We start from the raw sequence: 19,952 nt of genomic DNA, 5'->3' as shown, positions 1-19,952 counted from the left end.
TGGAATGCTCTATTGGTTGACCGCCCTGTCGGATGGAGGGGATTTCTGGAACCTCTTCCGCTATATTACCTTCCGGGCGGGGGGCGCCTTCTTGACCGCGCTGATTTTCGGGTTTCTGTTTGGAAAACCATTGATCAACGTGCTGCGCCGCAAGCAGGGCAAGGGCCAGCCGATCCGCGATGATGGACCCGAGGCGCATCTGTCCAAGGCCGGAACACCCACCATGGGCGGCTTGCTGATCGTTGGGGCGCTTGTGACTTCGACCCTTATCTGGGCGCGCTGGGATAACCCCTATGTGTGGATGGTGCTGTTCGTGACACTGGCCTATGCGGCGATTGGGTTTGCGGATGATTATGCCAAGGTTTCGAAACAGAACACAAAGGGCGTTTCCAGCAAGATGCGGCTTGCGCTTGGTGTGATCATCGCCGTGTTGGCCTCGCTCTGGGCGACGTTGCACCACCCGGCGGATCTTCAGAACCAGCTGGCGCTTCCGGTGTTCAAGGATACGCTGGTCAATCTGGGCCTGTTCTATATCCCCTTTGCGGTGATCGTGATCGTGGGTGCGGCCAATGCAGTGAACCTGACCGACGGGCTGGACGGGCTGGCCATCATGCCCGCCATGATCGCAGCATCGACCCTTGGTGTGATTGCCTACGCGGTGGGGCGGGTCGACTTTACGGAATATCTCGATGTGCATTATGTGCCGGGAACCGGAGAGATACTGATCTTCACGGCCGCGCTGTTTGGCGGCGGGCTGGGATTCCTGTGGTACAACGCCCCTCCGGCGGCGGTGTTCATGGGCGACACCGGGTCACTGGCACTGGGTGGAGCGCTGGGCGCGATTGCCGTTGCCACCAAGCACGAACTGGTGTTGGCGGTGGTCGGAGGGCTGTTCGTCGTCGAGGCGCTGAGCGTGATCATCCAGGTGCTGTATTTCAAACGCACCGGCAAACGTGTGTTCCTGATGGCCCCGATTCATCACCATTACGAGAAAAAGGGCTGGGCCGAACCCACTATCGTGATCCGGTTCTGGATCATCTCGCTGATTCTGGCGCTGATCGGGCTGGCGACGCTTAAGGTCCGATAAAGCTCCCGCCGGGTTCGGAGGCCCTGCGGGCCCCCTGCCACCCGTTGGGCCCGGCTCGCGCTGCCGCGCGAGCCTGAACGTGCCCTTGCCTTTGGGAAAACCTTCGGTGCAGTGTGGCGCAAATTTCAAGTCAAAGAAGGTGGGTGGCATGATCCCGGTCAAAGGGTTTTCAGGGCAGAAGGTCGCGGTTCTAGGGCTGGGCCGGTCCGGTCTGACCACGGCGCGGGCCCTGCGGGCGGGCGGGGCGCAACCGATATGCTGGGACGATAACCCCGCTGCGCGCGAGGCCGCTGAGAACGAAGGCTTTACCTGCGCCGATCTGCGCCGGCATGGCATATTTGATGACATCGCGTCGCTGATCGTCTCGCCCGGTATTCCGCATCTTTATCCTACTCCGAACCCGGTGGTTGCTGCTGCACTGGAGGCGGGGGTTCCTGTCGACAATGATATCGGACTGTTCTTCCGGTCCTTCGCGGGGGCGGAGTGGAACAATTACGACACCCCTCCGCGCGTCATCGCAGTGACGGGATCGAACGGTAAATCGACGACCGCCGCACTGATCCATCATATTCTGACCGAAGCGGGCCGTGAATCGCAGCTTGCAGGCAATATCGGGCGCGGCGTGTTGGATATCGATCCGGGCGGCGATGGCGCGGTCGTGGTGTTGGAACTCAGCAGCTATCAGACCGAATTGGCCCGTGCACTGACCCCTGATGTGGCGGTGTTCACCAATCTCTCGCCCGATCACCTGGACCGGCATGGGGGTATGGGCGGGTATTTCGCCGCAAAGCGCCGCCTCTTTGCTGAGGGTGGACCGGACCGTGCGGTGATCGGCGTAGACGAGGCTGAGGGGGCGTTTCTGGCCGGACAGATGTCCGAAGGGCCGACGGACGACCGGGTGATCCGAATCTCGGTTGCGCGCAAACTGACCGGGCCGGGCTGGCAGGTTTTTGCCCGGAAGGGATATCTCGCGGAATACCGCAAAGGCCGTCAGGCGGGTTCGATCGACCTGCGAGGTATCAAGGGCCTGCCCGGCGCGCATAACCACCAGAACGCCTGTGCGGCCTATGCCGCCTGTCGGTCGCTTGGCCTTGCGCCTCGGATAATCGAAGACGCGTTGCACAGTTTCCCGGGACTGCCGCATCGCAGCCAGATCATAGCCGAGACAGATGGCGTGACCTATGTGAACGACTCCAAGGCCACTAATGTGGACAGCGCCCTGAAAGCTCTGAGCGCATTCAAAAATATCCGTTGGATTTGTGGCGGGCTTGAGAAAGAGGGTGGTCTGGATGCTTTGAACGGGGCGGCGGATCAGGTGATCCGAGCCTACGTGATCGGGCGCGAGGCCGCTGGATTTGCCATGAGGCTTTCGGCGGATGCACAGGTTTGTACGACTATGGCGGAGGCCGTTGAACAAGCCATGGCTGATGCGCAGCCCGGCGAGACGGTTTTGCTGGCCCCGGCAGCGGCCAGTTTTGATCAGTACGACAACTTTGAACAGCGTGGCGATGATTTCATTGCCGAGGTGCAATCACGGCTCTCAAAAAGCTGAGTTTGCAATTGACCGCCGGTTTGGCCAATCTGTACGCCTGTCTGCTTGACGCGCCATACTTATTGGTTTTGCTTTCGGAAAATTCAAAACGAGGTCATGGAATATGCCAAATCGTAAACTCTCTCTGATCCTTCCTGCCATTCTGGTGGCCGGTGCCTGCACCAACACTGGCGCCAACTATCAGCCAGTGATCGACGGCCCGGTCGGCCCGAACTACAACGTCGATCTGCAACAATGTCAGCAACTTGCCGCATCACAAGCCAGCGTGGACGGGTCTACCGCCGGTAACGCGGCTATCGGTGCCGCAGGTGCCGCCGCCGTCACCGGGATCGTTCAGGACAGCAGCGACAATCTGGGACGCGCAGCCGTGGCCGGCGCTCTGGTTGGCGCGGGCGCTGACGTGATCAACAAGAACCAGAACAAAGAAGTGATCGTGCGCAACTGTATGCGCGGGCGTGGGTATAACGTCGTTGGCTAACGGCTTGCGATGGCACAACCTGCGGCGTGGCCCGACGACCACGCCCATTGGAAATTGTAGCCGCCCAGCCAGCCGGTGACATCCACCGCTTCGCCGATCGCATAGAGGCCGGGGACATCCCTGGCCTCCATCGTTTTTGAAGACAGATCATCGGTATCGATACCGCCCAAAGTCACTTCGGCGGTGCGATATCCTTCGGTGCCCGACGGTGTCAGACGCCAATCCGAAAGGGCCGAGGTAAGCTCTGAGAGTTTTGTATCGGACTGATCGGCCAGATTGCCCCGCATTGGCATGAAAAGGCTCAGGTAATCGATCAGCCGCGCGGGCAGATGGCGCGCCAGTTCGGTGGTCAGGGCTTTGCGACCTCCACTTTGCCGCTGCTGGCGTAGCAGATCGAGCAGGGGCAGGTCGGGGATCAGGTTAACGCCGATCTCCTGACCCTCGCGCCAATAAGAAGAAAGCTGCAAGACCGACGGCCCGCTGAGCCCGCGATGGGTGAACAGCAGAGCCTCGTCAAAGCTGGTGTGACCAGTTGACAGACGAGCCGGCACTGAAACCCCGGACAAATCCTTGAACTTGCCATCGGAAAAGGTGAACGGCACCAATGCTGCGCGGGTGTCGGTCATTCGCAGTCCGAATTGTTGCGCGATGTCGTAGGCCAGACCGGTCGCGCCCATTTTGGGGATCGACTTGCCACCTGTGGCGAGCACGAGGTTGGTGCAGGTCGGACCCAGACGCTGCCCTTCACGTTCAATCTCCAGCGCAAATCCGCCCTCGGTTTTGCGCAGATCTTTCAAAGCGGTCCCGATCCAAAGCTCGGCCCCGGCGCGGTCCATTTCATCCAGCAGCATTTGAATGATCTGCTTAGAGGAGCCGTCGCAGAACAGTTGCCCCAGTGTTTTTTCGTGCCACGCGATGCCATGGCGACCGACCAGATCGACAAAGTCCCACTGCGTATACCGCGCCAGAGCGGATTTGCAGAAATGCGGGTTCTGCGACAGAAAGTTGTTCGGTCCCGCATACATGTTGGTGAAGTTACAACGCCCGCCGCCCGAGATTCGGATTTTTTCGCCCGGAACCTTGGCGTGATCAATCACCAACACGCGCCCGCCGCAATGCGCCGCGCACATCATACCGGCAGCTCCGGCGCCAAGGATGATCGTGTCATAGGTCATGAGCGGGGGATGAAGAGGATTGGCGGTGATGGCAAGGGGCGTCCTGCTATCTTTTTACGAATAAGCGGGAAGCCAGTGATGGGGCAGTAGATCGCGCAACGGCAGGAAGATCAGTTTGTTTTCGGGGTTTGTAATCGCGACGAGTGTGTCCATCCCCCAAAATCGCAGTCTTTCCTGGCAAATCCCGCAGGGGGTTAGAATTCTGAAATCTGATGTCTCGTGGTCACGGAATACGCAAAGGCTATGAGTAACTCTCTGGTCTCTTTTATGTGCCTCCAGAAATGCCCCGAGCTCCATGCATACAGATAGTGCATCGAAGTCCGTTTCGGGGGCGACGCTGGTGACGATGTCTCCATTCACCAGCCGAATGGCGGCCGCACCACCCCATCCTTTGGGGTAACGGTTTACTATGAGCTCAGTGGCGTTGTGATAAAGCTCTTGTTCTATATTCATGGCACTTTCTTTGTTGGTTCGATCTGCAGCTTGAAGCGTTGGCAAACATCCACCAAGGGCTAATGGATCAAGCTTGCCGCGGCAAGTTGGTCTGCGATCTAGTTAATGCGTAGGAGATTGCCACTGCCTACTAGCCCAAATGGCAAAACCGCTGTAGACTCTCAACCAGATCCCGAAAACGGGACGTTAACGAGGCAGATAGTGGCGGTATCTCATGACTGAGATGGTGTATGGCGCGGTTCAGGACCAGCGCGGCGAACCGATTCTTCCAAAATGGTGGCGGACGATTGATCGCTGGACGATGTCCTGCGTTCTGATCCTGTTTGTCATCGGGCTTTTGCTGGGTCTGGCCTCATCGCCACCGCTTGCCGGACGCAACGGGTTCGATCCGTTTCACTATGTCGAACGGCAAGCCCTGTTTGGCGGGTTGGCGCTGATCGCCATGCTGTTAACCTCGATGATGTCGCCCACTTTGGTGCGACGACTGGCAGTGCTCGGATTTCTGGGTGCCTTCGTGGCACTGGCTTTCCTGCCCATTTTCGGCACCGATTTTGGCAAGGGTGCGGTACGCTGGTATTCGCTGGGTTTCGCGTCGTTGCAACCTTCCGAGTTTCTGAAACCCGGCTTCGTCGTTGTTGCAGCCTGGCTGCTGGCCGCCTCACAAGAGATCAACGGTCCCCCGGGGCGGTTGTGGTCCTTTGCGCTGTGTATGGCGATCGTCGCGATGCTGGTGATGCAGCCCGATTTCGGACAAGCCTGTCTGGTTCTGTTCGGCTGGGGTGTGATGTATTTCGTCGCCGGGGCGCCGATGCTGTTGTTGGTCAGCATGGCCGGGGCCGTGGTTCTGGGCGGTATGTTCGCTTACTCGAATTCGGAACACTTCGCGCGCCGTATCGACGGTTTCCTAAATCAGGAACTCGACCCGACCACCCAGCTTGGCTATGCCACCAATGCCATCCGCGAGGGCGGGTTGTTCGGCGTTGGCGTAGGAGAGGGGCAGGTGAAGTGGTCTCTGCCCGACGCGCATACCGATTTTATCATCGCTGTCGCCGCTGAGGAGTATGGCTTGATCCTCGTCCTCATCATCATCGCGCTCTATTCGTTGATCGTCGTGCGTTCGCTGCTGCGGCTGATGCGCGAACGTGACATGTTCATCCGTCTGGCCGGGACCGGCCTGGCTTGCATGTTCGGCGTTCAGGCGATGATCAATATGGGCGTCGCCGTGCGTCTGCTGCCTGCCAAGGGCATGACGCTGCCGTTTGTCAGCTATGGCGGCTCATCGCTGATCGCGGGCGGCATTGCAGTTGGCATGTTGCTGGCCTTCACCCGTTCTCGCCCACAGGGTGAGCTTGGCGATATTCTGCGCGGACGAGGCTGATGAACACACCTTACCTATTGATTGCGGCGGGCGGCACCGGGGGCCATATGTTTCCCGCACAGGCGCTGGCCGAGGCCATGCTGAGCAAGGGCTGGCGCGTGCGCCTGTCCACCGACCCGCGAGGTGCGCGCTATACCGGTGCTTTCCCGCAAGCAACCGAAATTGTCGAGGCTTCGTCGGCCACTTTCGCCCGTGGCGGTCTGGCCGCCAAGGCGCTGGTCGGCCCGCGGATCGCCGCAGGTGTCACCAGCATGGCGGCTCAGATGCTGCGTGACAAGCCGGACGTGGTGGTGGGTTTTGGCGGCTACCCCTCGATCCCGGCTCTGGGCGCGGCGACTCTGTTGAAAATCCCCCGCATGATCCATGAACAAAACGGGGTTCTGGGCCGCGTCAATCGACTGTTTGCCACTCGCGTGGCGCAGGTGGCCTGCGGTGTCTGGCCCACGGATTTGCCCGACGGAGCCAAAGGCGTTCACACCGGCAACCCGGTCCGGGCTGCCGTGTTGGAGCGCGCCGGAGCGCCCTTTATTCCGCCCGGCGACTATCCAATGTCGGTTCTGGTGATGGGTGGCAGTCAGGGTGCGCGCATCCTCAGCGACGTAGTGCCCAATGCAATCGCGGCGCTGCCCGAGGGGCTGCGCGATCATGTCCGCGTCTCGCATCAGGCCCGGGATGAGGACGGCGAGCGGGTTAAAGCCTTCTACGCCGACCGTGGCATCCGGGCCGATGTTGAGCCGTTCTTCGACGACGTCCCCCGGCGTATGTCCGACGCGCAGCTTGTCATCAGTCGCTCGGGGGCCTCTAGCGTGGCCGATATTTCGGTGATCGGGCGGCCCTCGATCCTGATCCCGTTCGCCGCTGCCGCTGGCGATCATCAGACCGCCAATGCGCGCGGGCTGGTGCAGGCGGGTGGTGCGATCATGATCCCGGAAAACGCTCTTGACGTTCCTGCGCTGACACAGCAAATGACCACGGTTCTGACAAACCCCGAAGCCGCACAGCAAATGGCCCATGCCGCGCTATCCGTCGGGGCGCCGGACGCTACCGAACGTCTGACAGCCCTTGTCGAGCAATTGGCGTAGAAGGAGACCCCATGACCCCAGCAACCAAACTGCCGCAGGACGTAGGACCGATCCATTTCGTCGGTATCGGCGGGATCGGGATGTCGGGGATCGCCGAGGTGCTGCTGAACCTTGGCTATCGGGTGCAGGGGTCGGATCTGAAGACCTCGAAGATCACGGATCGTCTGGCATCCCTGGGGGCCGAGATATTCGAAGGCCAGCGCGCTGAAAACCTGCAGAACGCCGCCGTGGTTGTCACATCGACCGCGATCAAACCGGGCAACCCGGAACTTGACGAGGCACGTGCCCAGGGCCTGCCCGTTGTCCGCCGCGCCGATATGCTGGCAGAGCTCATGCGGCTGAAATCCAACATTGCCATCGCCGGGACGCATGGCAAGACTACTACGACCACGATGATGGCCGAGCTGATGGTCGCCGGGGACTTCGACCCCACCGTCATCAATGGTGGCATCATTCACGCCTATGGCTCGAACGCGCGCATGGGGCAGGGCGAATGGATGGTGGTTGAGGCGGATGAGAGCGACGGTTCGTTCAACCGCCTGCCTGCGACCATCGCCATCGTCACCAATATCGACCCCGAGCATATGGAGCATTGGGGTGATTTCGACCAACTGCGCGACGGGTTCCACGAGTTCCTCTCGAACCTGCCCTTCTACGGTCTCGCCGTCTGCTGCACCGACCATGCCGAGGTTCAGGCGCTGGTCGGGCGTATCACCGACCGCCGCGTGCGCACCTATGGTTTTAACGCGCAGGCCGATGTGCGGGCGGACAATCTGATCTATAAGGGCGGCGTCGCCCATTTCGACATCCACCTGCAATACGAAGACAAGGTGATCGAGGGCTGCACCCTTCCCATGCCGGGCGATCACAACGTCTCGAACGCGCTCAGCGCAGTGGCGGTAGCGCGCCATCTTGGCATGAAGACGGCCGAGATACGGGACGCACTGGCCAATTTCGGTGGTGTAAATCGCCGCTTCACCAAAGTCGGCGAGGTTGACGGCGTTACCATAATCGATGACTACGGCCACCACCCGGTGGAAATCACCGCCGTGCTGAAGGCCGCCCGTCAGGCAACCGAGGGCCGCGTCATTGCCGTGCACCAACCGCACCGCTATTCGCGCCTGTCCGACCTTTTCGATGATTTCTGCACCTGCTTCAACGATGCCGACGTGGTCGCAATCGCCGAGGTCTTCGCTGCCGGAGAAGACCCGATCGCAGGGGCTGATCGAGACTCGCTGGTACAGGGCCTGATCCGGCACGGCCACCGTCATGCGCGGGCGATCTTGAACGAAGAAGACCTTGCGCGCCTCGTCCGCGAACAGGCGCGCCCCGGCGACATGGTCGTCTGCCTCGGCGCGGGTACGATCAGCACTTGGGCCAACGGGCTGCCCGACCGGTTGATCGCCAAAGCGAGCTAGCCCCGTGGCGTTGTCACTCATAATCGCCTGCGGCTGGGTCTTCGCCTCCACAATCGTGGCGCTGTTGCCCATGCACCTGCAATTCCCCCCGGGTGTGGTACTGTTTGCCAGCGCGCCCGCACTGATTTTGTGGCTGAGTTTAGACTATGGCTGGTTCATCGGAGTGCTGGCCGTTGCCGGTTTCGTCTCGATGTTTCGCAATCCCATCCGCTATTACTGGCGTAAATGGACGGGTAAAGAGGTCCACGAATGAACTGGTCGATTGCGCTTGCTGGTCTCTGGGGTTTGGTCGCCAATATTCTGGCGATGATCCCCAGCAAAGACAACCACTGGACCCGCGCCTATATCCTGATCGCCGTGGGCGTGCCCATCCTGGGCTATGTGACCTACGAAAACGGCCCGTGGATCGGGCTGGTCGTGCTGGCGGCGGGCATGTCTGTGTTGCGCTGGCCGGTGATTTATCTGACCCGTTGGACAAAGGCGAAAATGCAGGGCATGAAGGCGATCAACAAGTAACGGCCATTTCAGGAGGTCATCATGGTCGACATCGCCACATTCGCATATCTGCCGCTGATTACGCTGGTTTTCGGTATCGTTGCAGGCTTTGTTGCCGGTCGCTGGATCGGTATCAGGGGGCTGTTCTGGCTGATTGGCCTGACCTCTGCGGTTGCGCTGGTTCTGATCGTTATGCTGGCCGGTATTGAAACCGGCGCGGAAGAACGGGCCTTCGGCCCCTTCGTCTGGCTGACGGGCGGAGTTCTGCCCTTCCTGTTCGCCGCGATCATGGGCGGAGTAATAGGCCGCAGCCTGGCCGCGCGAGTGACCGCATGATCAGCTTGCCCGCCGTTCGGGGCCGAATATCTCAGACCCGCGCGCTGAACGACCTCACCTGGCTGCGCGTCGGTGGCCCGGCAGATTATCTGTTCCAGCCAGCCGATACCCGGGATCTGCAGGATTTTCTGCGCGACTTGCCCGAAGAAACGCCGGTCTTCCCCATGGGGGTTGGCTCGAACCTCATCGTGCGCGACGGAGGTCTTAGGGCAGTGGTGATCCGGCTTGGCCGCGGATTTAATGGCATCTCGGTTGCTGGCAACACCGTCACCGCAGGTGCGGCGGCGCTGGACGCCCATGTGGCGCGCAAAGCAGCGGATGCGGGTGTGGATCTGACCTTTCTGCGTACGATCCCCGGTTCCATCGGCGGGGCGGTGCGAATGAATGCGGGTTGCTATGGCAGCTACACGGCGGATGTGCTGCAAAAGGCCACCGTCGTGACGCGGAGAGGAGAGCTTGTGGACCTTGCTCCGCAAGACCTCAACTTCCGCTATCGACAATCCGACCTTCCCGAAGGCGCGGTGCTGGTCTCGGCCACGTTCCAAGCACCCTTGGGTGATCCCGCCGAGTTGCACGCCCGCATGGAAGCGCAGCTTAAGAAACGCGACGAGACCCAGCCTACCAAGGAACGCAGTGCCGGGTCGACCTTCCGCAACCCCGCCGGGTTTTCCTCTACCGGCAAGGCGGATGACGTGCATGATCTCAAGGCGTGGAAGGTGATCGACGATGCGGGGATGCGTGGCGCGACCAAGGGTGGCGCACAGATGAGCCCCAAGCACCCGAATTTCCTGATCAACACCGGCACCGCCACCGCCGCCGACCTCGAAGGTCTGGGCGAAGAGGTGCGAAAAAAGGTTTACGAAACAAGCGGCATCACGCTAGAGTGGGAAATCATGCGGGTCGGTGATCCGCTGAAAGAATAAAGCCCCGACCGTCAGACCATAACAGGCAAATTAAGGCGACGGATCAAAGGCATAAACGCAGTACGGACCACTACATAAGGTCCGGGGACATTGAGGCGCACATTGGGTATGTCGAGCAGGACAAACCCCAAAGTGGCGGTATTGATGGGCGGCCCCTCGGCGGAACGCGAGGTGTCTCTCAGCTCTGGGCGCGAATGCGCGGCCGCCCTTGTGGGAGAAGGCTTTGAAGTGGTCGAACTGGACGCTGGTCCCGACCTTTACGCGCGCCTTCTGGAGGTCAAACCGGATGTGGTTTTCAACGCCCTGCATGGCCGCTGGGGCGAGGACGGATGCGTACAGGGCCTGCTGGAGTGGATGCGCATCCCCTATACCCATTCCGGGGTTCTGGCCTCGGCGCTGGCGATGGACAAGCAGCGCAGCAAAGAGGTTTATCAGGCCGAAGGGTTGCCCGTCGTCCCAAGCATGATTGTGCCCAAGATCGAGGTGATCGAAGTCCACGTGATGGAGCCACCTTACGTGGCCAAGCCCAACAACGAAGGCTCCAGCGTTGGCATCTATATCGTGCATGAGGGCTCGAACGGACCTCCGCAGCTATCGGACGATATGCCAGAACACATCATGGTCGAGAAATACGTGGCGGGCCGGGAGCTGACTGTGACCGTGATGGGAGACCGTGCTCTGACGGTGACCGAAATCATGACCGATGGCGGTTGGTACGACTACGATGCCAAATACAAGCCGGGCGGTTCGTGGCATGTGCTGCCCGCAGACATCCCGCAGGACATTTTTGACCGCTGCATGAGCTATGCGTTGAAAGCTCACAACGCTCTGGGCTGTCGCGGCGTATCTCGTACCGATTACCGCTGGGATGACAGCATGGGGGCCGATGGCCTGTTCCTGCTGGAAACCAATACGCAGCCCGGTATGACCCCGACCTCGTTGGTGCCCGAACAGGCAGCGCATATCGGCATGACTTTCGGCCAGCTTTGCGCCTGGATGGTGGAGGACGCCTCATGCGACCGCTGACCGCCACCCGCGCGCCGGTGATCCACCGGACCAAAGCCCTTGCCGGACCGGATGCGGATTTTGCCGCCGCGCCTCGGTCAGAGCCCAAAGCCGAACCCAAACTGCGCCTAGGTGGTGGGCGGCTGTTTGGCGGTGCTCGACTGTCCGACCCCGCGCCGTCGCGCCTCAGCTACCGTTTTCAGCGCTGGATGCTCACCCCCGGCATTCGTCGCGGGTTGAAGATTGGCCTGCCGGTGCTGGCCCTAGTCGGCGCAGTGGGCGGCTATTTCGCATCGGAAGACCGCCGCGAGGCCGTCAGCACCTATATCGCCGACATCAAGACCTCGATTCAGGAACGTCCCGAATTCATGGTCAACCTGATGGCCATCGATGGGGCAGGGACCACATTGTCCGAGGATATCCGCGAGGTCGTGCCGCTCGACTTTCCGCTCAGTTCCTGGGATCTGGATGTCGAGCAAATCCGCGACACCATTACCGGGTTGGACCCGGTGAAATCAGCCACCGTGCGCATCCGGCCCGGAGGCATCCTGCAGGTCGATGTGGTGGAACGCCAGCCGGTGATCGTCTGGCGCACCCGCAATGGGGTCGAGTTGCTGGACGAAACCGGTGCTCATGTCGACATGGTTGCGGCGCGTGCCGATCACGCGACCCTGCCGCTGATCGCAGGCAAGGGTGCGGACAAACATGTCCCCGAGGCAATGCAAATCCTGACCACCGCCCGCAGTCTGGGCGAACGGGTGCGCGGTCTGGTGCGCGTCGGCGAACGCCGCTGGGATCTGGTGCTGGATCGCAACCAACGCATCATGTTGCCAACCGAACGCCCTGTGCGTGCGCTGGAACGCGTGCTGGCGGTGAACGAGGTGCAGGACCTTCTGGAACGCGACGTGGTGGCGGTGGATATGCGCCTCGGACAGCGGCCAACCATCCGAATGAACAAAACAGCCAGCGAAGACTGGTGGAACGCAAAAGTAGATGTGAGTAGCGGGCAGTAACGACCATGATGACCGACCTTTATCAGTCCCAACGGGCCATGCGGCAGATGCGCCGGCAGGCGATGCAACGCGGCGTTGTCGCCATTCTGGACGTGGGCAGTTCCAAAATCGCCTGCCTCGTTCTGCGCTTTGACGGGACCGGGCGGTTGTCCGAGGACAATTCGATCGGCTCGATGGCGGGTCAGACCGGGTTCCGTGTCATCGGCGCCGCGACCACCCGTTCGCGCGGGGTGCAGTTCGGCGAAGTCACCGCGATGCAGGAAACCGAACGCGCCATCCGTACCGCGTTGCAGGCGGCGCAAAAGATGGCCGATATCCGTGTCGATCACGTTATTGCCAGCTTTTCGGGGGCTAATCCACGTTCCTACGGGCTGGACGCGCAGGTCGATCTGGAAGGGCAATTGGTCACCGAGGCCGAGGTCGGCCGCGTTCTGAATGCCTGCGATGTGCCCGACTATGGGGAAGGGCGAGAAGTGCTGCACGCCCAGCCGGTGAATTTCGCGCTGGATAACCGCTCGGGTCTGATCGATCCGCGCGGACAACTGGGGCAAAGCCTCGCGGTGGATATGCATATGCTGACCGTCGATGCGGTGGCGATCCAGAACATCGTGCGCTGTATCAAACGCTGCGATCTGGAACTGGCCGGGATTGCGAATTCGGCCTATGTGTCCGGCATCTCGGCTCTGGTCGAGGATGAACAGGAACTGGGTGCCGCTTGTATCGACATGGGTGGCGGTACCACCAGCATCTCGATCTTCATGAAGAAACACATGATCTATGCCGATTGCGTGCGTATGGGCGGCGATCATGTGACCAGCGATATCTCGATGGGTCTCGGTGTACCCGCAGCGGTGGCTGAACGGATCAAAACCTTTAACGGAGGTGTCCACGCCACCGGGGCGGATGATCGTGACTTGATCGATATCGGTGGTGATACCGGCGACTGGGAACACGACCGCCGCACCGTCAGCCGGGCCGAGCTGATCGGAATCATGCGTCCCCGCGTCGAAGAAATTCTGGAAGAGGTCCGTACCCGTCTGGACGCTGCCGGGTTTGATCACCTGCCCAGCCAGCAGATCGTTCTGACCGGCGGTGGCAGTCAGATCATGGGGCTGGATGGGCTGGCCAGCCGCATTCTGGGTCAGCGTGTGCGCCTTGGCCGACCGTTGCGCGTGCATGGCCTGCCGCAGTCAGCGACGGGGCCGGGGTTCTCGTCTGCTGTCGGCCTCAGCCTGTTTGCCGCGCACCCTCAGGACGAATGGTGGGACTTCGAAATTCCCGTCGACACCTATGCCGCGCGCCCGTTCAAGCGTGCCGTGCGTTGGTTCCGTGACAACTGGTAAGGCTCTGCGCCGGATCGTCCTTGGCACCGCCCTCTGGCCTGTCATGGCGCCGGCCCAAACCCTGATCGCGCCCGAGGCGTTTCTGGACGCCGTGGTTGGTAAAACCATCACTTTCCACGAAATCCGCAGCGGAATGCTGGTCGGAACCGAGGAGTTCCTTAGCTCGACTCTCTCGGTCTGGCGGATGGAGGGGCGGGGCTGCGTCTACGGCCAGATTACCACGCCCAACGGCCAGATTTGCTTTCTCTACGATGATGCGCCTGATGGCTTGCCGGTCTGCTGGTGGCCGTTTGTGCACAACGATCGCCTGATGGTGCGGCTGGCCCGGTTCGTCGACAGTGAAACTCAGGAGGTCCGCAGCATTTCGGATGACAGCCTGAATTGCCCAAGTGCTCCTTTAAGCTAAAGAAATCGCTTGCAGCCCACACCGGAATCCCGCAAGATATCTACAAGGCCCGGCAGAGGCCCAGCGGCAGGACATTGAGCAGTTTTCCGCGACCAGAACATGTGATGCACCGGTTTTCACACCCTCCGTCAGGTGGGTGGGTTTATTCGGTGCGTAGTGCTGTGCGAAGCTTGTGCCGCAACATATGGCGATCACAGCGAAATGACGCAGTTTGCTGCCTTATTTCCTCCATATTTTGTGGTTTTTCGCGATTTTTCTGGTGACGTTTCCGAAACGACACAGTAAAATAATCTGTGGATAGGTCAGAAAAAACCGCATTTTGCGGCAACATATAAAACAGGCGGACAGAGCATGACATTAAATCTTTCGATGCCCGGGCACGACGAACTCAAGCCTCGGATTACCGTATTTGGCGTTGGCGGGGCAGGCGGCAATGCCGTCGACAACATGATTGAAAAGCAGCTGGACGGCGTTGAATTTGTCGTCGCCAACACTGACGCACAGGCACTGCAGCAAAGCCGCTCTTCGGCGCGGGTGCAGTTGGGCGTGAAGGTCACCGAAGGGCTGGGCGCAGGCGCGCGTCCGACGGTGGGGGCCGCGGCTGCCGAGGAAAGCATCGAGCAGATCGTGGATCATCTGGCCGGTGCGCATATGTGCTTTATCACCGCCGGTATGGGCGGCGGCACCGGCACCGGAGCGGCTCCGATTATCGCGCAGGCAGCGCGGGAACTGGGTGTGCTGACGGTTGGTGTTGTCACCAAACCCTTCCAGTTCGAAGGCGCCAAGCGGATGCGTCAGGCCGAGGACGGCGTTGACGCTCTGCAAAAGGTCGTCGATACGTTGATTATCATCCCGAACCAGAACCTGTTCCGTCTGGCCAACGAAAAGACCACCTTTACCGAGGCGTTCTCGATGGCTGACGATGTCCTCTATCAGGGCGTCAAAGGGGTGACTGACCTGATGGTGCGTCCGGGCCTGATCAATCTCGACTTCGCCGACGTTCGTGCCGTGATGGACGAAATGGGCAAGGCGATGATGGGCACCGGCGAGGCGACTGGCGAAGATCGCGCTATTCAGGCCGCCGAGAAAGCGATTGCCAACCCGCTGCTGGACGAAATCAGCCTCAAGGGTGCAAAGGGCGTGCTGATCAACATCACCGGTGCACACGACCTGACCCTGTTCGAACTGGACGAAGCGGCTAACCGCATCCGCGAGGAAGTGGACCCCGAGGCCAATATCATTGTCGGTTCGACCCTGGATACCGAGATGGAAGGCGGTATGCGCGTGTCGGTCGTGGCCACCGGCATCGACGCGAGTGAGAAAACCGACGACGTGCCGGTTGCGCGCCGCTCGATGTCGGCACCGCTGACCCGTACGGTTTCGGCGGAAGAAGCGGCGCCGGAACAGGTTGCTGCGGATGAGGCCCCTGCCGCTGAAGATACAAACATTGCCCCGACACTGTTTGAATCGATCGAGGATGTCGAACTGAACGAAGGCTGGCATGAAGAACCTGCTGCGGAACAGGATGACGATGGCCTTCCGCCGCCCGCCTACCAGCCGCAGGTGGCGCAGTTCGAGCCGCAGCCCGAAGTCGAAGAGACAACTGAACCTTACGCTGCCTCGCGTGCTGCAACCCCTGGCACCCCGTCGCCGGAGGCGATGCAGAGACTGCAGGCGGCGGTGCAGAAAGTGCCCTCGAACCGGCTGCGCGCGGCCACCGAGACCCCCCGGGAACCAGCCCCTCAGCCGCAGCAAACGGCCGAGGATCGTCCCCGTTTCGGGTTCAACCGGCTGATTGATCGGATGACCGGCCACGCCGCCGACACTCCGGCCCAGCCGGTGCGCCAGCAGCCCGCTATGCGGTCTGTTGACGCCACAGCACCCGTACAGGATGACGCCGATCCAGATCAGGAACGTATCGAAATTCCGGCCTTCCTGCGGCGTCAAGCCAACTGATCGCGGTAACAAAATCATCCCAATGGGCCGCCATCGCGCGGCCCTTTTTCGTTGAATAGCAAAGCGTTAGGTGTGGGTAAGCAGGGATTTGCCGATGTGTCACATTCATGTTTCATTCGGTTGCAAAGAGTGAGTTGAGCCTTGACGCCCCCTTCCTTAGTTGAGGGTGCAACACAGCCCCCGGCAGGCTGGACACAACTCGCAGAGGCTCACATTGCAACATACGCTCAAATCTTCGGTCACGTTCAAGGGCACCGGGCTGCATAGCGGCAAGCCTGCGACGATGGTCCTGAAGCCGGCGGCTGCCGGTCACGGGATCTGGTTCAAGCGGACCGATATTGAGTTGGGCAATGCACTGATCCCTGCGATTTACGATGTTGTCGAGCGTACACCTCTTTGCACCCGCTTGGTGAATGAGGCGAACGTATCGGTCTCGACCGTCGAACACATCATGGCTGCTCTTGCCGGTTGTGGTATCCATAATGCGCTGATTGAGATTGATGGCCCTGAGGTTCCGATCATGGACGGCTCGTCCGTTGCATTCGTTCAGGGCATTATGGCCAAAGGTGTACGTCGTCAGGCCAGTCCCGTTCTGGCCTATGAGGTGCTCAAGCCTGTTTCCGTCGAACGTGAGGGCGCAAGAGCCTCGATTGCACCTGCCGAAGGGTTGGAGATCGAATTCCATATCGATTTCGAGGATGACGCCATCGGTAGCCAGACCAAAGTTCTGGACATGCGCAATGGTTCATTCGCACGCGAACTCTGTGACAGCCGCACGTTTTGTCGTCGCACCGACGTCGAAGCGATGCGCGAAAACGGATTGGCCTTGGGCGGTACACTGGATAACGCGGTCGTTGTACAGGGCGATGAGGTTCTTACTCCGGGTGGTTTCCGTCACGCGGATGAAGCTGTGCGCCACAAGATGCTGGACGCTCTGGGTGATCTCTATCTGGCAGGCGGCCCGATTCTGGGACGCTTTGTTGGTGAAAAGTCAGGTCATTCGATGACCAACACCTTGTTGCGCAAGCTGTTCGAGACGCCCGGTGCCGTTCGTCCGATACTGTGCACCCCCGAACAAGCCGCACGGTTGCCTGGACAGGGCCTTGTTCGCAGCGAAATCCCACAGGTTGCGTGATCCGATCAACTCTGGCGACATTTGCGCCATGAGGGCGGATAAGGCGTTTTGCACTGGAATTTTATGTGCTAGACCGAGGCCCGATCAGGGGTAAACCCCGCTAAGTAAAAACGACAAGGATGGGCGGAATGGTTGGCACCAAAGCGGCAGTCAGAATCGCAGGCGCGTTTCTTCTGGCAGCAACTTTGACGGCATGTGGCAATGCCGGTGGCCTGTTCGGGAACAAGGGTGCAGACCGCACCCAGAACCTCGAAGGCTTTACACCCGAACAGATTTACACCCGCGGCGAATACGAACTGTCGCAGAATCGCTCGGACGACGCGGCTTGGTATTTCTCTGAGGTCGAGCGTTTGTACCCATATTCCGATTGGGCAAAACGGGCGCTGATCATGCAGGCGTTTTCGTTTCACGCCGACCAGAACTACGAAGAAAGCCGTGCAGCCGCGCAACGGTACATTGATTTCTATCCCACGGATGAAGATGCCGCTTATGCACAGTATCTTCTGGCACTCAGTTACTATGATCAGATTGACGAAGTTGGCCGCGATCAGGGCTTGACTTTTCAGGCGCTGCAGGCCCTGCGTACGGTGATCGAAGTTTACCCGGACAGCGAATACGCCTCGTCGTCTGTCCTGAAATTTGATCTGGCCTTTGATCATCTTGCAGCCAAAGAGATGGAAATCGGGCGCTACTACCTGCGTCAGGATCACTTTACCGCCGCCATCAATCGTTTCCGCGTTGTTGTCGAGGATTTTCAGACCACGTCCCACACCGCAGAAGCGCTCTATCGTCTGATCGAAGCCTATCTGGCGCTGGGTCTGGTAGATGAGGCGCAATCCGCCGGTGCGATTCTGGGTTATAACTATCAGTCCTCGGAATGGTATGACGCGGGCTATACGCTGCTGACCTCGCGTGGTCTTGATCTCAAGAGCCGCGGCAACAACTGGCTCAGCACGATTTATCGCCAGACCATCAAGGGTGAGTGGTTGTAACGGCCATGATTGAAGGCGTGGGACGCTAAAGACCCGATGCTGCGCGCCCTTGATATCCGCGACATGCTGATCATTGACCGGCTGGAACTGATCTTCCAGCCGGGACTGAACGCGTTGACGGGTGAGACCGGCGCGGGCAAGTCCATCCTGCTGGATTCGCTGGGTTTCGTATTGGGTTGGCGCGGGCGCGCCGAACTGGTCCGTCAGGGGGCCGCGCAGGGCGAGGTTGTGGCCGAGTTCGAACTATCCGACGATCATCCAGCCCATGCGGTGCTGGCCGAGGCCGGTTTGCCCGGTGGTGAGGAACTGATCCTGCGTCGTGTCAACACTGCCGAAGGGCGCAAGACCGCTTGGGTCAATGATCGCCGCTGCTCGGGCGAAGTGCTGCGTGCGTTGTCGGAAACCCTGATCGAATTGCACGGCCAGCACGATGACCGCGGCCTGCTGAACCCGCGCGGCCACCGCGCGATGCTGGATGCTTATGCTGGGGTAGGGGATCACCTGGCGGCAGTACGTGCCGCCTGGTCCGATATGTCCCGCGCGCGCAAGGCGCTGACTGAAACCGAAACCGCGCTTGCTGCCATGCGCGCCGAGGAAGAATTCCTGCGCCACTCGGTCGGCGAGTTGGACCAGCTTGACCCTCAGCCGGGCGAGGATGGCGAACTCGACGCCCGCCGCCGCATGATGCAGGGGGCCGAGCGCATCCGCGACGATGTGGCCCGTGCCTTCGCCCTGCTGGGTGGGGATGGCGCCGAAGGTGCGATGGCGGATGCCGTACGATGGCTTGAAGGCGTGTCGGACAATGCGGGCGGTCAGTTGGAAGAACCGATTGCCGCACTGGGCCGCGCTCTGATCGAACTGGGTGAGGCGCAAGACGGCGTGAATGCCTGCCTGCAGGCGCTGGACTTCAATCCCGCGGAACTTGAGCAGACCGAAGAACGCCTCTTTGCGATTCGCGCCTTGGCCCGAAAGCACGAAGTGGCCCCTGACGAATTGGGCGGCTTTGCGGACGCGCTGCGTGACCGTCTGAACCGGCTGGAAGCGGGCGACGCCGATCTTTCGGACAAACGCGCCGCCGTGGATGCGGCACAGCTCGCCTATGACGCGGCGGCTGGCGCACTCAGCACCGCACGCCAGGCTGCTGCCAGCGCACTGGACACTGCGGTCATGGCCGAACTCGCACCCCTAAAAATGGAACGCGCCGTGTTTCGGACCGAGATCACCTTGTCCGATCCCGGCCCCGAAGGGATCGACGCCGTGGCCTTCACTGTCGCAACCAACCCCGGCGCGCCGTCTGGCCCGCTGAACAAGATCGCCTCGGGCGGTGAGCTCAGCCGCTTCCTGCTGGCACTCAAGGTTTGCCTGACTGGCGATGACAGTGCCCGGACGATGATATTTGACGAGATCGACCGGGGCGTGGGCGGAGCCACGGCCGATGCGGTTGGCCGCCGTCTGGCCTCATTGGCACAAGGCGGACAGGTGCTGGTAGTAACGCATTCCCCACAGGTCGCCGCCCGCGCGGCGCATCACTGGCGGGTGCAGAAACAGGTGACGGGGGATCAGACGTTATCGACCGTTATCCCGTTGGCCGAACCAGACCGGGTTGATGAAATCGCCCGGATGGTCGCGGGCGACACCATCACCGACGAGGCGCGTGCTGCAGCCCGTGCCCTGCTGCAGGCTTGACGCGCATTCTGTGCGCGTCTTGTCGCGAAGCGACTTTTC

20 protein-coding genes are annotated in these 19,952 nt (G+C 60.7%); 18 read left to right on the top strand and 2 right to left on the bottom strand.

The window, feature by feature from the left end:
* Nucleotides 1-4: 4 nt before the first annotated feature.
* The 3 genes from mraY to RA27_RS08040 all read left to right on the top strand — a co-directional run bounded on the left by mraY (nucleotide 5) and on the right by RA27_RS08040 (nucleotide 3,117).
* Nucleotides 5-1,087 (top strand): phospho-N-acetylmuramoyl-pentapeptide-transferase, encoded by a 1,083-nt coding sequence (mraY, locus tag RA27_RS08050; RefSeq protein WP_039536529.1) that lies wholly within the window; start codon nucleotides 5-7, stop codon nucleotides 1,085-1,087.
* A 148-nt stretch (nucleotides 1,088-1,235) separates the two neighbouring features.
* Nucleotides 1,236-2,639 carry a UDP-N-acetylmuramoyl-L-alanine--D-glutamate ligase gene (gene murD, locus RA27_RS08045; protein WP_039537183.1) on the top strand — a complete coding sequence of 468 codons (1,404 nt, stop codon included), beginning with the start codon at nucleotides 1,236-1,238 and terminating at the stop codon, nucleotides 2,637-2,639.
* 103 nt (nucleotides 2,640-2,742) lie between these two features.
* Nucleotides 2,743-3,117: a glycine zipper family protein gene (locus RA27_RS08040; RefSeq protein ID WP_039536528.1), complete on the top strand. Its 375-nt coding sequence runs from the start codon at nucleotides 2,743-2,745 to the stop codon at nucleotides 3,115-3,117.
* Here the strand turns inward: RA27_RS08040 and RA27_RS08035 are convergent.
* Both RA27_RS08035 and RA27_RS08030 read right to left on the bottom strand, forming a co-directional pair.
* On the bottom strand, nucleotides 3,114-4,292 hold the full coding sequence (locus tag RA27_RS08035) for an NAD(P)/FAD-dependent oxidoreductase (protein WP_039536526.1): 1,179 nt from the start codon (nucleotides 4,290-4,292) through the stop codon (nucleotides 3,114-3,116). The genes RA27_RS08040 and RA27_RS08035 overlap by 4 nt on opposite strands.
* Before the next feature lie 54 nt (nucleotides 4,293-4,346).
* Nucleotides 4,347-4,745: a cytidine deaminase gene (locus RA27_RS08030; protein WP_039536524.1), complete on the bottom strand. Its 399-nt coding sequence runs from the start codon at nucleotides 4,743-4,745 to the stop codon at nucleotides 4,347-4,349.
* Between the two features lie 214 nt (nucleotides 4,746-4,959).
* Between RA27_RS08030 and ftsW the strand changes: the two genes are divergently transcribed.
* The 15 genes from ftsW to recN all read left to right on the top strand — a co-directional run bounded on the left by ftsW (nucleotide 4,960) and on the right by recN (nucleotide 19,913).
* Nucleotides 4,960-6,123, top strand: coding sequence for a putative lipid II flippase FtsW (ftsW, locus tag RA27_RS08025; protein ID WP_039536523.1), 1,164 nt, complete (start codon nucleotides 4,960-4,962; stop codon nucleotides 6,121-6,123).
* On the top strand, nucleotides 6,123-7,205 hold the full coding sequence (locus tag RA27_RS08020) for a UDP-N-acetylglucosamine--N-acetylmuramyl-(pentapeptide) pyrophosphoryl-undecaprenol N-acetylglucosamine transferase (protein WP_039536521.1): 1,083 nt from the start codon (nucleotides 6,123-6,125) through the stop codon (nucleotides 7,203-7,205). The genes ftsW and RA27_RS08020 overlap by 1 nt, the downstream gene beginning before the upstream one ends.
* 11 nt (nucleotides 7,206-7,216) lie before the next feature.
* A complete protein-coding gene (gene murC / locus RA27_RS08015; RefSeq protein ID WP_039536519.1) occupies nucleotides 7,217-8,623 on the top strand; it encodes a UDP-N-acetylmuramate--L-alanine ligase in 1,407 nt (468 codons plus the stop codon).
* A gap of 4 nt (nucleotides 8,624-8,627) precedes the next feature.
* Complete coding sequence (locus RA27_RS08010; RefSeq protein ID WP_052265192.1) at nucleotides 8,628-8,876, top strand: DUF2484 family protein; 249 nt, start codon at nucleotides 8,628-8,630, stop codon at nucleotides 8,874-8,876.
* Nucleotides 8,873-9,139, top strand: a complete 267-nt coding sequence (locus RA27_RS08005; protein WP_039536517.1) for a DUF2484 family protein — start codon at nucleotides 8,873-8,875, stop codon at nucleotides 9,137-9,139. Before RA27_RS08010 ends, RA27_RS08005 begins: the two co-directional genes overlap by 4 nt.
* Nucleotides 9,140-9,160: 21 nt before the next feature.
* Nucleotides 9,161-9,454, top strand: coding sequence for a hypothetical protein (locus RA27_RS08000; RefSeq protein WP_039536515.1), 294 nt, complete (start codon nucleotides 9,161-9,163; stop codon nucleotides 9,452-9,454).
* Nucleotides 9,451-10,377: a UDP-N-acetylmuramate dehydrogenase gene (gene murB / locus RA27_RS07995; protein ID WP_039536514.1), complete on the top strand. Its 927-nt coding sequence runs from the start codon at nucleotides 9,451-9,453 to the stop codon at nucleotides 10,375-10,377. The genes RA27_RS08000 and murB overlap by 4 nt, the downstream gene beginning before the upstream one ends.
* A gap of 108 nt (nucleotides 10,378-10,485) precedes the next feature.
* Nucleotides 10,486-11,403, top strand: a complete 918-nt coding sequence (locus RA27_RS07990) for a D-alanine--D-alanine ligase (RefSeq protein ID WP_039536512.1) — start codon at nucleotides 10,486-10,488, stop codon at nucleotides 11,401-11,403.
* The gene (locus RA27_RS07985) at nucleotides 11,391-12,395 is read left to right on the top strand and encodes a cell division protein FtsQ/DivIB (RefSeq protein ID WP_193746478.1); all 1,005 of its coding nucleotides are present in this window, start codon (nucleotides 11,391-11,393) and stop codon (nucleotides 12,393-12,395) included. The genes RA27_RS07990 and RA27_RS07985 overlap by 13 nt, the downstream gene beginning before the upstream one ends.
* An 8-nt stretch (nucleotides 12,396-12,403) precedes the next feature.
* A complete protein-coding gene (gene ftsA, locus RA27_RS07980) occupies nucleotides 12,404-13,738 on the top strand; it encodes a cell division protein FtsA (protein WP_010442579.1) in 1,335 nt (444 codons plus the stop codon).
* Entirely contained in the window at nucleotides 13,725-14,144 is a 420-nt protein-coding gene (locus RA27_RS07975; RefSeq protein WP_241484020.1) for a hypothetical protein, read from the top strand. The genes ftsA and RA27_RS07975 overlap by 14 nt, the downstream gene beginning before the upstream one ends.
* A 351-nt stretch (nucleotides 14,145-14,495) precedes the next feature.
* On the top strand, nucleotides 14,496-16,100 hold the full coding sequence (gene ftsZ / locus RA27_RS07970; RefSeq protein ID WP_039536511.1) for a cell division protein FtsZ: 1,605 nt from the start codon (nucleotides 14,496-14,498) through the stop codon (nucleotides 16,098-16,100).
* Between the two features lie 214 nt (nucleotides 16,101-16,314).
* The gene (lpxC, locus tag RA27_RS07965) at nucleotides 16,315-17,235 is read left to right on the top strand and encodes a UDP-3-O-acyl-N-acetylglucosamine deacetylase (protein WP_039536510.1); all 921 of its coding nucleotides are present in this window, start codon (nucleotides 16,315-16,317) and stop codon (nucleotides 17,233-17,235) included.
* A 128-nt stretch (nucleotides 17,236-17,363) separates the two neighbouring features.
* Nucleotides 17,364-18,227: an outer membrane protein assembly factor BamD gene (locus RA27_RS07960; protein WP_039537169.1), complete on the top strand. Its 864-nt coding sequence runs from the start codon at nucleotides 17,364-17,366 to the stop codon at nucleotides 18,225-18,227.
* A 36-nt stretch (nucleotides 18,228-18,263) separates the two neighbouring features.
* Entirely contained in the window at nucleotides 18,264-19,913 is a 1,650-nt protein-coding gene (recN, locus tag RA27_RS07955) for a DNA repair protein RecN (RefSeq protein ID WP_039536508.1), read from the top strand.
* Nucleotides 19,914-19,952 lie beyond the last annotated feature (39 nt).

Origin of the sequence: Ruegeria sp. ANG-R (assembly GCF_000813985.1) — a bacterium.
GTDB lineage: Bacteria > Pseudomonadota > Alphaproteobacteria > Rhodobacterales > Rhodobacteraceae > Ruegeria.
This window is presented reverse-complemented; position numbering and strand designations above follow the sequence as displayed.

Coding starts and splice junctions, on each gene's coding strand:
- murB (WP_039536514.1), top strand. CDS start 9,451: ATGATCAGCTTGCCCGCCGTTCGGGGCCGAATATCTCAGACCCGCGCG.
- RA27_RS07985 (WP_193746478.1), top strand. CDS start 11,391: ATGCGACCGCTGACCGCCACCCGCGCGCCGGTGATCCACCGGACCAAA.
- RA27_RS07990 (WP_039536512.1), top strand. CDS start 10,486: ATGTCGAGCAGGACAAACCCCAAAGTGGCGGTATTGATGGGCGGCCCC.
- ftsZ (WP_039536511.1), top strand. CDS start 14,496: ATGACATTAAATCTTTCGATGCCCGGGCACGACGAACTCAAGCCTCGG.
- RA27_RS08040 (WP_039536528.1), top strand. CDS start 2,743: ATGCCAAATCGTAAACTCTCTCTGATCCTTCCTGCCATTCTGGTGGCC.
- RA27_RS07960 (WP_039537169.1), top strand. CDS start 17,364: ATGGTTGGCACCAAAGCGGCAGTCAGAATCGCAGGCGCGTTTCTTCTG.
- RA27_RS08000 (WP_039536515.1), top strand. CDS start 9,161: ATGGTCGACATCGCCACATTCGCATATCTGCCGCTGATTACGCTGGTT.
- murD (WP_039537183.1), top strand. CDS start 1,236: ATGATCCCGGTCAAAGGGTTTTCAGGGCAGAAGGTCGCGGTTCTAGGG.
- RA27_RS08035 (WP_039536526.1), bottom strand. CDS start 4,292: ATGACCTATGACACGATCATCCTTGGCGCCGGAGCTGCCGGTATGATG.
- mraY (WP_039536529.1), top strand. CDS start 5: ATGCTCTATTGGTTGACCGCCCTGTCGGATGGAGGGGATTTCTGGAAC.
- RA27_RS08020 (WP_039536521.1), top strand. CDS start 6,123: ATGAACACACCTTACCTATTGATTGCGGCGGGCGGCACCGGGGGCCAT.
- RA27_RS08005 (WP_039536517.1), top strand. CDS start 8,873: ATGAACTGGTCGATTGCGCTTGCTGGTCTCTGGGGTTTGGTCGCCAAT.
- ftsA (WP_010442579.1), top strand. CDS start 12,404: ATGACCGACCTTTATCAGTCCCAACGGGCCATGCGGCAGATGCGCCGG.
- RA27_RS08030 (WP_039536524.1), bottom strand. CDS start 4,745: ATGAATATAGAACAAGAGCTTTATCACAACGCCACTGAGCTCATAGTA.
- recN (WP_039536508.1), top strand. CDS start 18,264: ATGCTGCGCGCCCTTGATATCCGCGACATGCTGATCATTGACCGGCTG.
- ftsW (WP_039536523.1), top strand. CDS start 4,960: ATGACTGAGATGGTGTATGGCGCGGTTCAGGACCAGCGCGGCGAACCG.
- murC (WP_039536519.1), top strand. CDS start 7,217: ATGACCCCAGCAACCAAACTGCCGCAGGACGTAGGACCGATCCATTTC.